Source organism: Nisaea sp. (assembly GCF_040217065.1).
Taxonomy (GTDB): domain Bacteria; phylum Pseudomonadota; class Alphaproteobacteria; order Thalassobaculales; family Thalassobaculaceae; genus Nisaea.
Map to the genome: position 1 here is coordinate 387,258 of NZ_JAVJNX010000011.1, position 13,997 is coordinate 401,254.

General features: G+C 64.2%; 13 protein-coding genes. 6 read left to right on the forward strand and 7 right to left on the reverse strand.

Annotated features, from left to right (window positions below):
• Positions 1-106: 106 nt before the first annotated feature.
• The 3 genes from RH950_RS20050 to RH950_RS20060 all read left to right on the forward strand — a co-directional run bounded on the left by RH950_RS20050 (position 107) and on the right by RH950_RS20060 (position 3,567).
• Entirely contained in the window at positions 107-1,867 is a 1,761-nt protein-coding gene (locus tag RH950_RS20050; protein WP_350059524.1) for a hypothetical protein, read from the forward strand.
• A 240-nt stretch (positions 1,868-2,107) separates the two neighbouring features.
• The gene (locus tag RH950_RS20055) at positions 2,108-2,929 is read left to right on the forward strand and encodes an MlaA family lipoprotein (RefSeq protein ID WP_350059525.1); all 822 of its coding nucleotides are present in this window, start codon (positions 2,108-2,110) and stop codon (positions 2,927-2,929) included.
• Between the two features lie 14 nt (positions 2,930-2,943).
• Positions 2,944-3,567, forward strand: a complete 624-nt coding sequence (locus RH950_RS20060; RefSeq protein ID WP_350059526.1) for an MlaC/ttg2D family ABC transporter substrate-binding protein — start codon at positions 2,944-2,946, stop codon at positions 3,565-3,567.
• A 71-nt stretch (positions 3,568-3,638) separates the two neighbouring features.
• On the opposite strand, the gene ettA is transcribed toward RH950_RS20060, so the two are convergent.
• From ettA to RH950_RS20085, 5 genes are all read right to left on the reverse strand, one after another.
• Positions 3,639-5,321 (reverse strand): energy-dependent translational throttle protein EttA, encoded by a 1,683-nt coding sequence (ettA, locus tag RH950_RS20065; protein WP_350059527.1) that lies wholly within the window; start codon positions 5,319-5,321, stop codon positions 3,639-3,641.
• A gap of 327 nt (positions 5,322-5,648) precedes the next feature.
• Positions 5,649-5,933, reverse strand: a complete 285-nt coding sequence (locus RH950_RS20070) for a GIY-YIG nuclease family protein (protein WP_350059528.1) — start codon at positions 5,931-5,933, stop codon at positions 5,649-5,651.
• Positions 5,934-6,188: 255 nt separating this feature from the next.
• Positions 6,189-7,646, reverse strand: coding sequence for a DUF294 nucleotidyltransferase-like domain-containing protein (locus tag RH950_RS20075; protein WP_350059529.1), 1,458 nt, complete (start codon positions 7,644-7,646; stop codon positions 6,189-6,191).
• Positions 7,643-9,043 carry a 3'-5' exonuclease gene (locus RH950_RS20080; protein ID WP_350059530.1) on the reverse strand — a complete coding sequence of 467 codons (1,401 nt, stop codon included), beginning with the start codon at positions 9,041-9,043 and terminating at the stop codon, positions 7,643-7,645. The genes RH950_RS20075 and RH950_RS20080 overlap by 4 nt, the downstream gene beginning before the upstream one ends.
• A gap of 6 nt (positions 9,044-9,049) precedes the next feature.
• Positions 9,050-9,661, reverse strand: a complete 612-nt coding sequence (locus tag RH950_RS20085) for a hypothetical protein (RefSeq protein ID WP_350059531.1) — start codon at positions 9,659-9,661, stop codon at positions 9,050-9,052.
• A gap of 211 nt (positions 9,662-9,872) precedes the next feature.
• Between RH950_RS20085 and RH950_RS20090 the strand changes: the two genes are divergently transcribed.
• The 3 genes from RH950_RS20090 (at position 9,873) to RH950_RS20100 (ending at position 12,518) form a co-directional block, all read left to right on the forward strand.
• On the forward strand, positions 9,873-10,148 hold the full coding sequence (locus RH950_RS20090) for a DUF4212 domain-containing protein (RefSeq protein WP_350059532.1): 276 nt from the start codon (positions 9,873-9,875) through the stop codon (positions 10,146-10,148).
• Between the two features lie 12 nt (positions 10,149-10,160).
• Positions 10,161-11,975 carry a sodium:solute symporter family protein gene (locus tag RH950_RS20095; RefSeq protein ID WP_350059533.1) on the forward strand — a complete coding sequence of 605 codons (1,815 nt, stop codon included), beginning with the start codon at positions 10,161-10,163 and terminating at the stop codon, positions 11,973-11,975.
• A gap of 168 nt (positions 11,976-12,143) precedes the next feature.
• Entirely contained in the window at positions 12,144-12,518 is a 375-nt protein-coding gene (locus RH950_RS20100; RefSeq protein WP_350059534.1) for a hypothetical protein, read from the forward strand.
• A 140-nt stretch (positions 12,519-12,658) separates the two neighbouring features.
• On the opposite strand, the gene RH950_RS20105 is transcribed toward RH950_RS20100, so the two are convergent.
• Entirely contained in the window at positions 12,659-12,943 is a 285-nt protein-coding gene (locus tag RH950_RS20105; protein ID WP_350059535.1) for a GIY-YIG nuclease family protein, read from the reverse strand.
• A 165-nt stretch (positions 12,944-13,108) separates the two neighbouring features.
• A complete protein-coding gene (locus RH950_RS20110) occupies positions 13,109-13,996 on the reverse strand; it encodes an HpcH/HpaI aldolase/citrate lyase family protein (RefSeq protein WP_350059536.1) in 888 nt (295 codons plus the stop codon).
• Position 13,997: the final 1 nt, after the last annotated feature.

Sequence of the window (13,997 nt, forward strand, 5' to 3'; positions counted from 1 at the left end):
GGGTGCAGATGAAATGATCTAACCATATTAACGAATTAGCCTTTATTTTTAAGTAGATTGCCGGTGGTTTTGGCATCGCCAAACGAGGCAAAAGAGGAGAACGCCTTTGCGTTCTGCGATCACACGGGCAAAGCGCAGGGGCCGGCTCGGTCTCTGGCAAAGGCGGCTGACGGTTATTGCGCTGACCGCCATCGGGGTGTTCGCGAGCTACTTTTTCACCCTTGGAAAGGCCGCTAATTATCAACATCTGGTCGCCGCGACGATCAGCGTTTTCGGGATCTGCGCCCTGATCGCGGACTGGGTCGTGTCCCGCGACATCAAGCGCGGAGGCGGCGTTCAGGCGATGCGCTCCGGCGGCACCCTCAGCACCGGTCCCGGCGCCATGGCCGGACGGCTCTGGGCCCAGGGCGAAGGGTTCCGGCTGCACAGCCTGAACACCGAAGCGCGGGAAAACTTCAACGAGGCGGAAAGCCTGTTCAAGGAGGCCAAGGACACCGACGGCGTGATCGAATGCATGATCAGCCTCGGGAAACTCGAGCGCGCCCGCGATCATCCTGACGAGGCCTCGAAGAAATTCGAGGCCGCCTACAATGTGGCGAACGAGGCCAAGAACCGGACGGGAATGGCCAACGCCCTGCTGCAGCAGGGCTATCTCCTGATCAACAGGAAAAGCCCGGACGGCGCCCGGCAGGCCTTCGAGGAAGCCGGCAAGCTGTACTCCGAGGAAGACAGCCGGTTCGGAGAGGCCAACGCCGCGCTTGGGTCGGCGGAAGCCTCCATGCAGCTGACCAAGGCGGAGGAAGCGGCCGCCACATTCGATCATGCCCATTTCCTCTTCAGCCAGGTCGGCGACCGCAATGGAGAGGCCCACGCGCTCTATTGCCGGGCCGAGATCGACCGGCAGAAGCGGCGCGCGGCCGAGGCTCAGAACCGCTTCGAGCGCGCCCTCACCCTTTATCGCCGGACCGGCGACTTTCTCGGCGAAGCCGCCGTGCGTCTCGCCATGACCGATATCCTGCGCCGGCTCGGCCGGGCACCGAACGCCCAGGCCTCGGCTCTTGAAGCGGCTGACCGGTTCCGGGACGCGGCCCGGCGGGTCGGCAACAGCCCGATGCTTGCGGGTCGCGGGGATACCCGGCGGGCGCCCATCCGGTTCGAGATCGCCCGCGCGCACGGCGGCATCGCCCGGACCATGCTCGCGGAGTCGACCGACGGCACCCTCGAAGCCCGCCTGCTGATCGGCCTCGGCGAGATGGAGCGATTGGCCGGCCGGCTGGAGGATTCACGGATGAATTTCGACCGGGCCGTCCAGCTTTCGAAAAGCTCCAAGAACACGAACAATCTGGCCATCCTGGCCGATGCGCTGAAAGGAAAAGGGCGTGTCGAGATGCAGAAGGGCAATTCCCGCGGCGCCCGGGAAGTGATGAAGGAAGCGCAAAACCACTACAAGACCGCCGGCGGCGCCCGGGACGCAGCGCAGACACTCATGGATCTCGGCCAGATCGACCTTCTGATGGAAATGCCCGACAGGGCCCGGGTCACATTTGCCCAGGCCCGCACCATGTATCGGGGGTTGAACGAGATGGGCCTGGAAGGCGCCGCGCTGCGGGCCATCGGGGATCTCGAATCACAACTCGGGCGGCTGCCCCAGGCGCAGCAGGCCTATGCCGAGGCGCGCGGCCTGTTCCAGCAGTCCGGCGACCATATCAGCGAGGCCGATTCGCTTCTGATGATCGGCTTGCTCTCGATCAATGTGGACAATGCGACCGCCACCGCCTTCACGATTCAGGCAGGACGGCTTTACAAAGCGGTCGGGACCATCGAATGGTATCGTCGCGCCTTCGCTCTGGCACGCCGGATAAGATAGAAACCTGCAGCATGGCGCATGAAGGAACGCGATATTTTTGCAACATCGCTGTGGTAAGAAATCAGCGCTAAATTGCGGGGCCTTGGCCTTGGTTGAACCTCTGTGGTACCAGCTTGTCCTCGCGAACTTGGATTTTGGGTCGTCTGTCTGTTCTTTGCATGGCCGCTCGGGGCACGGAAGTTCAGGCTCTGGCAATAGAGGCGGTTACTTGCTGAAAAGCGCAGTTAGCGGGTTGGAATGATGACGTTTCTGTCTCGGATACACCGGGCTGCCGGTGTCGTTGCCGTGTTGATCGCCCTGACGGGATGCGCAACCCAGCCGCAGGAAAGCACGGCGGGTCCGCAGGTTTATGACCCGATCGAACCGGTCAACCGTTTGGTCTTCGCCATGAACGAAACGGTCGATACCTTCGTGCTTCAGCCCACGGCCTTCGTCTACAAGACCGCTATGCCCGATCCGATGCAGGAGATGGTCCGCAACTTCCTGCGCTGGCTGCGCTCACCGGTGGTGATCGCGAACAGCCTGCTGCAGGGCGACACGGACAATGCCGGCAACGCGACCCGCCAGTTCTTCGTCAACGGCCTCACAGCAGGCCTGATCGACTGGGGTCACGGCCAGGACTGGGGCTACCGGAATGAAGATTTCGGCCAGACCCTTGGCGTGCATGGCGTCGATGGCGGTGCTTATCTGGTGGTTCCGCTGATTGGACCGTCGAATGGCCGTGATCTGGTTGGACGTGTGGTCGACATCTTCTTCGATCCGCTGACCTATATCGTCAGTGGCCCGGACGCACAGACTGCCATCACCATCGGTCGCAACGGCACCGAGGCCGTCGATTTCCGCGCCCGCAATTTCGACCAGATCAACGAGCTCAAAGCGTCATCGCTGGACTACTATGCCCGCCTGCGGTCGATCTACCTGCAGCGCCGGGAGGCAATGATCCGCAACGGAGAACCGGCCGCCGACCCGCTGGCGGCTGACGGCAGCAATGCGTTTGAGGAGTTCTCTCCGTCCGACCGGCCGCGCTCCGAGACCGGCGCACTTCCGGCCAAATCGAACTGAGGCAGGCGATCCATATGATTGTTCTCCGTCGCGTCCTGTTCCTGCTGTTCCTCTGTACCGTCATAACGCCCACGCCCGTCTGGGCCGACGACAAGGGAGCGGCGGCAGAGAAATTCGTCGCCGAGCTTGGCGACAAGGCGCTGGCTCTGGTCACAGACAAGGCCGCCGTTGGCGAGGCCCGCCGGGAGAAATTCCGGGTGCTTCTGAACGAGCATTTCGACCTGCCCTGGATCGGTCAGTTCGTGCTCGGCCGCAACTGGCGCCTGGCCAGCCCGGAGCAGCGGGAAACCTATCTCAAGCTTTTCGAGGAAAGCATCGTCTTCACCTATACGAGGCAGTTCGACAGTTATTCCGGGCAGCTTTTCGAAGTCACCGGGAGCGGCGAAAACGGCCGCTATATCGTGGTGAAGAGCCAGATCATCAATCCGGCGAACCCGAACGGCAACGTCGTCGTCGACTGGCGCCTGATCCCGGATGGCGAGACCTTCAGGATCGTCGACGTGGTGATCGAGGGCATCAGCATGGGCATCACCCAGCGCAACGAATATGCTTCCGTGATCGAGAGCAACGGCGGCAAGATCGACCCGCTGCTGGCCCGCATGGAAGAGATTCTCGAAGGGCTGCGCAAGCGCACCTGATCCTCCGGGACTTTCCGCAATAAAAAACGCCGGCTTCTCAGCCGGCGTTTTCGTATCGGCAGGGAAGCCGGTCAGGTACGCGCGATCGGCTTGTACTTGATCCGGTGCGGCTCGACCGCGTCGGCGCCGAGCCGGGCCTTCTTGTCTTCCTCATAGGCCTGGTAGTTGCCCTCGAACCACTCGACATGGCTGTCGCCCTCGAAAGCGAGGATGTGGGTCGCGATCCGGTCGAGGAACCAGCGATCATGGGTGATGACCACGGCGCAGCCGGCGAATTCCAGCAATGCCTCTTCCAGCGCCCGCAGCGTGTCGACATCGAGATCGTTGGTCGGCTCATCGAGCATCAGCAGGTTGGCGCCGGATTTCAGCATCTTGGCCAGATGCACCCGGTTCCGCTCACCGCCCGACAGCTGGCCGACCTTCTTCTGCTGGTCGCCGCCGCGGAAGTTGAACAGCCCGCAATAGGCCCGGCTCTGCATCTTCCGCTTGCCGAGATCGATCTCGTCCAGCCCGTCGGAGATTTCCTCCCAGACGGTCTTCTTGGCGTCGAGGGAGTCGCGGGACTGGTCGATATAGCCGAGCACGACAGTGTCGCCGACCGTGAAGGAGCCGCCATCGGCGCTCTCCTGGCCGGTGATCATCCGGAACAAAGTGGTCTTGCCGGCACCGTTCGGGCCGATCACGCCGACAATGCCGCCCGGGGGCAGCTTGAAGGACAGATCGTCGATCAGCAGCCGGTCGCCAAAGCCCTTGCTCAGGTGATCGGCCTCGATCACCTGGCTGCCGAGACGCGGGCCGGCCGGGATGACGATCTGGGAGGTGTCGGTGGCCTTCTCCTCGCTCTTCGCCAGCAGCTCCTCATAGGCATTGAGACGCGCCTTGCTCTTGGCCTGGCGCGCGCGCGGCGACTGCCGGACCCATTCCAGCTCCTGGTTCAGGGAGCGCTGGCGGGCATCCTCCGCCCGGCCTTCCTGCTGCATCCGCTTCTGCTTCTGTTCCAGCCAGCCGGTATAGTTGCCCTCGTAGGGAATGCCCCGGCCCCGGTCGACTTCCAGGATCCAGCCCGCCACCTCGTCCAGGAAGTAGCGATCATGGGTCACGGTCACGACAGTGCCCGGGAAGTCGTGCAGGAAGCGCTGCAGCCAGGCGACCGACTCGGCGTCCAGATGGTTGGTCGGCTCATCGAGCAGCAGCATGTCCGGGGTGGAGAGCAGCAGCTTGCAGAGCGCCACCCGGCGGCGCTCACCACCGGACAGCTTGGTCACGTCCGCATTGCCCGGCGGCAGCCGCAGCGCGTCCATGGCGATCTCGACCTTGCGGTCCAGGTCCCAGGCGTCGGCGGCGTCGATCTTCTCCTGCAGCTCGCCCTGCTCGGCCAGCAGCTCGTTCATCTGATCGTCGGTCATCTCCTCGCCGAAGCGGGCACTGACCTCGTTGAACCGGTCGAGCAGCTCCTTGGTCTCGCCCATGCCTTCCATGACGTTGCCATGCACGTCCTTGTCGGCATTCAGCTCCGGCTCCTGCGCCAGGTAACCGACCTTGATGCCGTCCGCAGCCCAGGCCTCGCCGACGAATTCCGTATCGACGCCGGCCATGATCTTCAGCAGCGTGGACTTACCCGCGCCGTTGCCGCCGAGCACGCCGATCTTGGCGCCGGGCAGGAAGGACAGATGAATGTTCTTCAGAACCTCGCGCCCGCCGGGCCAGGTCTTGCTCAGACCTTTCATCACGTAGATGTACTGATACGCAGCCAAGGCGCCGCTCCTATGAAGGATGAGAATGAGGGCGCATTTGTAGCCAAGTGCGGGCACGGCGGCAACCGGCGCCTTGCGGTGGCCCGGATGACGGCCTGAACGGGGCCGGTTGCGGCGGGCTGTGCCGGCGAAAAGGCCCGGAAAACCGGCCACCGTCCCGGCCCCCTTTATTCGTCATCCCGGACTCGATCCGGGACCTTTCGGCGGAAGGCACCATCTCTCTATGCCGGGCAGTGCCCCATGATCAAAAAGGTCCCGGATCGAGTTCGGGATGACGAACATGGGAACGGAGATAACGGCTTGTGACTGTCTAATGAAGAAAGTTTCTCAAAACAGCTCCCTGAACCTGTCTCGCCATTCAGGGTTATGCCGTTCGATCATTTCGACTTTCCAGTGTCGCTTCCAGCGCTTGACCTGATGCTCCCGGCGGATCGCGTCTTCCATCGTCTCGTGCGGCTCGAAATAGACGAGATCATGCACATTGTAGCGTTTGGTGAAACCGGCAATGGCTCCGCTCTTGTGTTGAGCGATCCGGGTCAGGAGGTCCGAGGTGACGCCCGTATAAAGGACACCGAGCCGTTTGCTCGCGAGGATATAGACGAAAGGCCGCATGTCCCGGTTATGGGAGGGGCAGAGAGAATAGTCGTCGTCATCTGGACTTCTTCAGCCATCACTCCATACTTTTCCAGCCGTCATCCCGGACTCGATCCGGGATCTCCCGGCGACGCGCTCCGCCCCGGGGATCAAAAAGGTCCCGGCTCTCAGGCCGGGATGACGGCCAAAACAGGGTGGGACGACGATACTAGGCTGGCGGCGTGTGGTTCCCGCTGGTCGGACTGGCGACTTGTAAAAGCTGCCACACGCCCCCTACCGGCCGACCGCCCCCTCGACCATCGGCTGGATGATATCCACCATCGCCAGATGCGCGCGCAGGGACCGGCGGTCGCGGCGGTCCAGCAGGGACGGGTCGATCTTTGACGACGGTGCGATCCCGGCCGCGATATCGGCCAGCTGCTGGCGCAGGATTGCTGCCATGAAAGCCTCCAGCGCCTCCGCAACGGCCGCGGCATCGCCGGCCGAGATCAGCTTCCCTTCCCGCAGTTTCCGGAACCGCTCGAATGTCGAGGTTGCCTCGATGCCGTGCCGCAGGGCCAGGATGCGGGCGGCGGAAACCAGCGGCAGGGTGCCGCCCAGCTTCAGGTCGACCCGGCCGTCCTGCAGCTGGAACCCGCCGGCGAGGCCGAACCAGTCCCAGGCCAGCGGCGGCCGGAAGGCGCCGATATGCTGGACCAGGTTGCCGAGGAACACGGTCTCCCGCCCGGCCGCCGCGATGGCGTCCCGGCGCAGGGCCGCCGCCAGCCCGGCATCGCCGAGCACGGGGGCGAAATCGAAGAAGATATCGACATTGAGCAGGCTTTCGCCCTGCCCCCGGGCGATCCATTCCCCGACCCGCCGGCGCCAGTCGTCCGGCGTGCCGCGCCAGAGCGGGTTGGACGCCATCACCCCGCCGCTGCAATAGGGGATTCCGGCGGCATCCAGGATGTCCGTGAGACGCGCGCCCCATTCCGCGAACCAGCCGTCATGCGCCGGGGTGCCGTCATAGATCACCGCATTGTCCTGGTCCGGTGCCAGCAGGCTCTCCCCGCGCCCGCCACTGCCCAGCACCAGCAGGGCGAAGGGCACCGGCGGCGGGCCGAGACCGGCGCGCTCCATCGACTCGCGCGCCAGCATGCCGGCACGCTCGGTCGAGTCCCGCATGGCGGCACTGATGGCGCCCGCGACGATGGCCGCGCCCGCGCCGTCCTGCAGCAGGGCCCCGGCCAGAGCGGGCAAGCGCGCCCGGGCCGCCGCGATGGCCGCACTGTCCGGCGCGGACTCGATGGCGTCGCCAAGCGCGAAGGCCGCCGTGTTCCGGGTCTTCAGGATGGTCCGGAGCGAGACCACACCGATGGTTCTGCCGTCCGGATCGGTCACGGCCAGATGCCGGATGCCGAGCCGCTCCATCCGGCCGAGCGCCTTGTAGACCAGCGCATCGGCCGGCAGGGACTCGACCGGGGATGACATGACATTGCGGACAGCACTGCCACCGTCATCGCCCATGGCGATCCGGCGCATGATGTCCCGCTCGGTCAGAATGCCGACATGCGTGCCGTTCCCGTCCTGCACCAGGATCGAGCCGACATTCCGCGATGCCATGGCCGCCGCGGCCTGGGCCATCGTCGCCCCGATATCGATATCCAGCGGCTCCCAGCTCAGCACGTCGCTCAACCGGTGCCGATAGGGATAGCTGTCGAATGCCGTCTCCGTGCTCATGCTCATGCTCATGCCCGGTCCGGCTCCCGGCCCCAGGGCGGTGGCGCCGCGATCTCCTGCGCCGCGGCGAAATCCACGATCGACCGCTCCCGCAGGGATGGCAGCATGGCATTGAACAGCTCCGCCGTGACGATCGCATCGCCCAGCGCGGTATGCCGCCCGAACACACTGAGCCCCATGGCGTCCGCCGCACCGTCCAGACCAACCTGTTGACCGTCCGAGATCTGCCGGAACAGCATCATGGTGTCGAGGGCCGGCAGCTCGAGTTCAGGCAAGCCGTGGCGCCGGGCTTCCGCCGCCAGGACCGCAAGGTCGAAGCCGATCTGGTGGCCGATGATGACACAGCCGTCGACAAATTCACCCAGCGCGTCCCAGAGCGCCGGCAGGGGCGGTGCATCCGCGACCAGTTCGTCCGAGATGCCATGCACGTTGAAGGAACGCTCCGGGATCGGGATCCCCGGCCGGACCAGAAGGTCGAGGCTGGCGGCGGTGAAGACATGCCCGTCCTGCACCCGCACGGCCCCGATGGAAAGGATCCTGTCCAGCGACGCGTCCAGCCCCGTCGTCTCCAGATCCAGGCTGACCAGCGGGAGCGCGCCGAGCGGCGTGGCCGGCAGACAGGGCTGCGGCGGGGGCGGAGACGCCGCCGCGCCGGGGCCGAGATCCATCGCGGTCTGCTCCGGCGTGACCTCGCCCGCCGGAGCCGTGAAGGAGATCACGCCGCCGTCGGCCATGGCCGCGACCTGGGCCTCGACCGGCCCGCCCGCCGTGTCCGACAGACGCAGTGCGACCGGCTGCCGGCTCTCCCGTGCCCGGCTCAACGCCGTCTCCAGCCGGCCGTGATCGACCAGCGTGAAGATACTGTGGCCGGGGGTGGTGCCGTCGTCGCCGAGACGGCGCCGGGCCGCCGCATTGGACAAGGACACCAGCCCGGTCCGCCGGAAGGCGATCACCGCGCTCGGGATACCCGCGAGCACGCCGGCGATCCAGGCCCCTTCGGCGCCATGCCGCTCCCGCCGGATGAAGGCCCGCTCGATGGTCTGGGACAGGCCCGCGATTTCCCCCGGGCCGCCGGTGAACTGGCGCCAGCGCGCGGGCAGCCGGCCGGTGGTGGCGGCAAGATCGAGATCTTCCTTCATCCGGTCGAGATCGCCGATATGGGCGGCAACGATGCCGTAGACCGCATAGGCCAGCACGGCGGCGAGTCCGGCCCCGGCGGCCGGCAGGATGAGCGCGGACCAGTCCGTCCCGCCTTCGGGCTTCCAGCCCTGCAGTGCGATGGCGCAGACCATCGCCACCAGCAGCACGGGAATGGCGCCGAGCAGAAACGCAAGGGTGCGCCGGGTGCGATAGCGCATGATGATGGCGCGCCTGAGCGGAGAATCCTCCCGGTCCGGAATACCGGCCATCGGACGCTAGTCTCCCACGGCGGCAGCGGCGGGCCGGAAGTCCTGCAACACGGCCTCCGCCCGCAACAGCGCGGCGGTCCGTTCCCGGACGTCACGCCACTTGAAGCGGATGGAATTGCGCACGATCCCTTCGTCCAGCACCTTCAGTTCGTCCGAAATCGGTGCCCAGTGAACCAGCGCATCGGCACTGCCCCTGAAAGCCGCGTCCGCATCTGGTGTGTCAGGCCGCGCCTGCAGCAGCCGGGTCTCCGCCCGCCCCACCTCTTCCTCCCAGTCCGGCCCCGCCCCTTCCGGCTCCGGATAGTCGGCAAGCGCTCCCCGGAACAGGGCAAGCGCCAGCCGCGCTTCGGTTTCCCGGTCCGTGCCGGCACATACGGACGCCGCAACAAAGCCGGCAAGATCCGCAGTGCAGGCAAGGAAAACCTGCCATTTTGCAATATTCAGGGACTGCACGAAAAGGTCGTCATCAAACAGAGCGGTGTATCGGGTGCCAGCACGGGTGCGCACATAGCCGTAAAGTGTTGTCTGGGCAACAAAAGATGCCTTTGCGCTGACGAACCTTGATGCCGATTCGACTTTATCCAGGGGCTCTTCCCTCCAGCGCGTGGAGAAGGGCATGAAGAGCCGGACTCTATGCCAAAAATCGCCTAAAAGACCATGAAACATAACAATTTTCCGAGTTTCATCGAGTTCATGACTCCCCCATGGATTTCACAAACCTGTGGATGCAGTCCTTAATCCATTATAGACTAAGGCCATTGCGCGCAGAGCGCGATAGACAAAAATCGCCGCACACGAAAGGCGACGGGCAAGAAAGGGGGGGTGAGTCATGGCTGTAGCCGACTCCAATCATGAAGCCCACTGGCAACGCACCAAAGGGCTGACTATCAAGACACTCATTGTCTGGTTCATCTTCGCATTCCTGGTGCACTGGTTCGCACCACAACTCAATGAATTCTCCATCCTCGGGTTCCCGCTCGGCTTTTACATGGCCGGCCAGGGATCCCTGTTTGCGTTCGTCGTCATCATCTTCTGGTTCGCAAGAGCCCAGAACAAGATCGACGAGGAGTTCGGCGTTGCCGAAGAAGCAAATGAAGACGAGTAGGGGAGACCGGACATGAAGGGTGATTTCATCCAGAATCTGGGGAAGATCTACGGCCTCTATACGGGCGGGTTCCTCCTCTTCATCATATTGATGGCCATACTCGAACAGGCCGGTGTCAGTCCAGACACGATCGGCTATCTGTTCGTCGGCTTCACCATCGCCATCTACGCGCTGATCGGTGTGCTGTCGCGCACCATGGCGACGGACCAGTACTATGTCGCGGGACGTCAGGTTCCGGCACTCTATAACGGCATGGCGACAGCGGCGGACTGGATGTCCGGCGCGTCCTTCGTCGCCATGGCGGGCGGCATCTATTTCGGCGGTTACGGCTACATGGCCTTCCTGGTCGGCTGGACCGGCGGCTATGTGCTCGTCGCCTCGCTGATGGCGCCGTATCTGCGCAAGTTCGGCTGCTACACGGTGCCGGACTTTATCGGCACACGGTATGGCGGCAATTTCGCCCGGCTCTGCGCCGTGGTCGTTCTGGTGGTCGCGTCCTTCACCTATGTGACGGCGCAGATCAACGCCACCGGCACGGTCGCCGCACGGGCCCTGCAGATCCCGTTCGAGGTCGGCGTCTGGTTCGGTCTTGCCGGTATTCTGGTCTGCTCGATGCTGGGCGGGATGCGGGCTGTGACCTGGACCCAGGTGGCCCAGTATATCGTGCTGATCATCGCCTATATCGTGCCGGTGGTCTGGATGTCGAACAAGAGCGGCTTCGGCATGATCCCGCAGCTCTCCTACGGCGATGCCGTCCAACGCGTGCAGGAACTCGAAGTCCTGCATCAGGTTGGCGTGCTGAAACCAACCGAGGCTTTCGCGGGCCTCTCGGCACTTGTGACCCCGATCAACGCGCCGGGCGAAACCTTCATCGACAAGTGGAAGTTCGCCACCCTGGTGCTCTGCATGATGTGCGGAACGGCCTCTCTGCCGCACGTGCTCATGCGCTACTTCACAACGCCGTCCGTGCGGGCTGCACGGATTTCCGTAGGCTGGTCGATCCTGTTCATCTTCCTGCTCTACTTCACCGCACCAGCACTCGCAACCTTCACCAAGCTGTCCCTGCTCGATCCGACTCTGGCGACCGGAATCATCGGCAAGTCCATTGCCGAGGTGAACGCTCTGGAATGGATCCAGAAATGGGCGGCCGTGGACTTCCTCCAGGTATCCGATTCCAACGGGGACGGGATCCTGCAGATCAACGAGCTCTTCATGCGCTCCGGCATCGTCGTGCTGGCAACGCCTGAAATCGCCGGTCTGCCCTACGTGATCTCCGGTCTGGTGGCGGCAGGCGGTATGGCCGCGGCCATGTCGACGGCGGACGGGCTGCTGCTCGCCATCGCCAACGCGCTCAGTCACGATCTTTACTACAAGATCATCGACCCGCAGGCAGAGACCAGGAAAAGGCTCATTGTGGCCCGTATCCTGCTCCTCGGTGTCGGCGCGGCCGGGGCGTTCGTGGCCAGCCTGAAGCTGACCTCGATCCTCGGGGCGGTGGCCTGGGCGTTCGACTTCGCCTGCTCCGGCCTGTTCTTCCCGCTGGTCCTGGGAATCTGGTGGAAACGGGCGAACCGGCAGGGGGCGATCGCCGGCATGATGGGCGGCTTCGTCGCCGGGACCGCCTATCTCTACTATGTCCATTTTGCCGGCGGCACGCCCTGGCTAGGCATCGACCATCTCCGCTTCGGCATGATCGGCATGCCGGTCAGTCTGGTGGCCATGATCGTGGTCAGCCTGATGACGGAAGAGCCGGACGCCGAAACCCAGGCCATGGTGGACGCGGTGCGGACCCCGCGCGGCGACACGGTCCTCGCCAGCACCCACTAGGCGACACATCTCCATCCGGGACGGCGTCAACCCCGTCCCGGACCTGCTTGACCAGACTTGAAGAGAAATCCGGGACGCGGCTAAGCTTCGTCCCGGATTTTTTCTGCCCGCCTAAAGGACCGGAATGGCGGGCCAATCAAGAAACCAGCGTCGGAAGGACCCGCCCCCATGGACATGCCAACGGAGATCGGCGCCTTCCCGCTCTGGGTCATTGTCATCGATTATGTGCTGGGCACGGTGATGTGGACCCTGTTCGGCCGCTTCGCCATGTCGATCTTCCTGCCCGAGGACAGCAACTTCTTCTTCATGCGCTTCTTCGTCCGCGTGACCGACCCGATCATCCGCGCCTTCAAGCCGGTGACGCCAGGCTTCTTGCTGCCCTGGCTGCACCCGGTCTATGTCGCCTGGTTCTTCTTCATGATCCGGTTCTACCTGATGCCCTGGCTGCTCGGGTACAACGTCATGGGCATGCTGTCTTTCCCGCTGGAGAGTGAGATATCGTTCATGATCTACGATCTGTTCGGGCAGATTCTAGGACGGTAGCTCGTCTCTGGCCGTCATCCCGGACCTTCCTGCAAAAGGCACCGCCCCTTGATCCGCCGGTGACGGGCTGCTCTTCAGGATCGAAAAGGTCCCGGATCAAGTCCGGGAAAACAGTTAAGGAGGCGTGAGTGCTGGGGCATTCACAACAGCTCTTCGAACCTGTCGCGCCATTCAGGATTATGCCGTTCGATCATTTCGACCTTCCAGCATCTCCGCCAGCGCTTCACCTGATATTCCCGGTAGCGCGCCTCCTCCATGCTCTGGTGCGGCTCGAAATAGACCAGGTCATGCACATTGTAGTGCCTGGTGAAGCCGGCGATGGCGCCGCTCCTGTGCTCGGCCATGCGCCGAGGCAGGTCCGACGTGACGCCGGTATAGAGGACGCCATGCGGTTTGCTGGCGAGGATGTAGACGAACGGGCGCATGTCCCGGTTATGGGAGGGGTGTTCGCGTTTTCCTCCGCAGCTTTTCCCGGACTTGATCCGGGACCTTTCGGCGAAAGGAACTCTCTGTCTACTTCAGGCACATCCCACGATCAAAAAGGTCCCGGATCAAGTCCGGGAAAACGACGATGGTGGGGCCAGACGGCGCTAACCCTTCCCAACAATCCGGTCGCGCAGCACCAGAACCCGTCTGGCCCGCTCCACCACCGGCACATCGATCATCTTGCCGCGGAAGCTGACCGCGCCGAGACCCTCGGCCATGGCGGCGTCATAGGCGGCGACCATGGCGTCCGCCGTCTCCACCTCTTCCGCCGTTGGGCTGAACACCGCGTTCAGGATCGGCACCTGTGCCGGGTGGACGCAGGAGCCGCCTTCCATGCCGAGGGCGCGGGCGCGCTGGGCGCTGGCCCGGAAGGCCTCCATGTCGGTGATCTCGGCGATCGAGCCGGCATAGCCGAGCGGCAGGATGCCGGCCTCGCGGGCGGCGCGCTGCACCAGACGCATGTCTTCCAGCAGATCCTCCGGGCCGAGGCCGGGCATGCCGAGAGCGGCTGAATAGTCTTCCTGGCCGAGGGACAGGCCCTTGAGGCGCGAGCTCGCCCTGGCGATGGCGCGCACATTGTTGAGGCCGCGCGGAGTCTCGATCAGGCCCATGAAGCAAATGCGCCCGACCGGCATGCCGCGCTCGCGCTCCAGCTCCTCCACGGTCTCGTCGAGGAAGGCGAGATGATCGGCGCTCTCCAGCTTCGGCAGGCACAGGCCGGAGACTTCCGGCCAGATTGCGGCTTCCAGATCCAGAACCGTCATCCGCCAGGGCCGGTTGATGCGGACCAGCACTTCGGTGCCCGCGTCTTTAATCAGCCGGGCCGCGTCGCGCACCGCCGCCCGGGCGGCGGGCTTCTCCGCCGGCGGGATGCTGTCCTCGAGATCCAGCTTGATGACATCCGCGCCGCGCGCCGAGGCCTTCTCGACAAAGCGCTGGTTGGTGACGGGCACATAGAGCAGCGAGCGCCAGAGAGGGAGGGTTCCCAACATG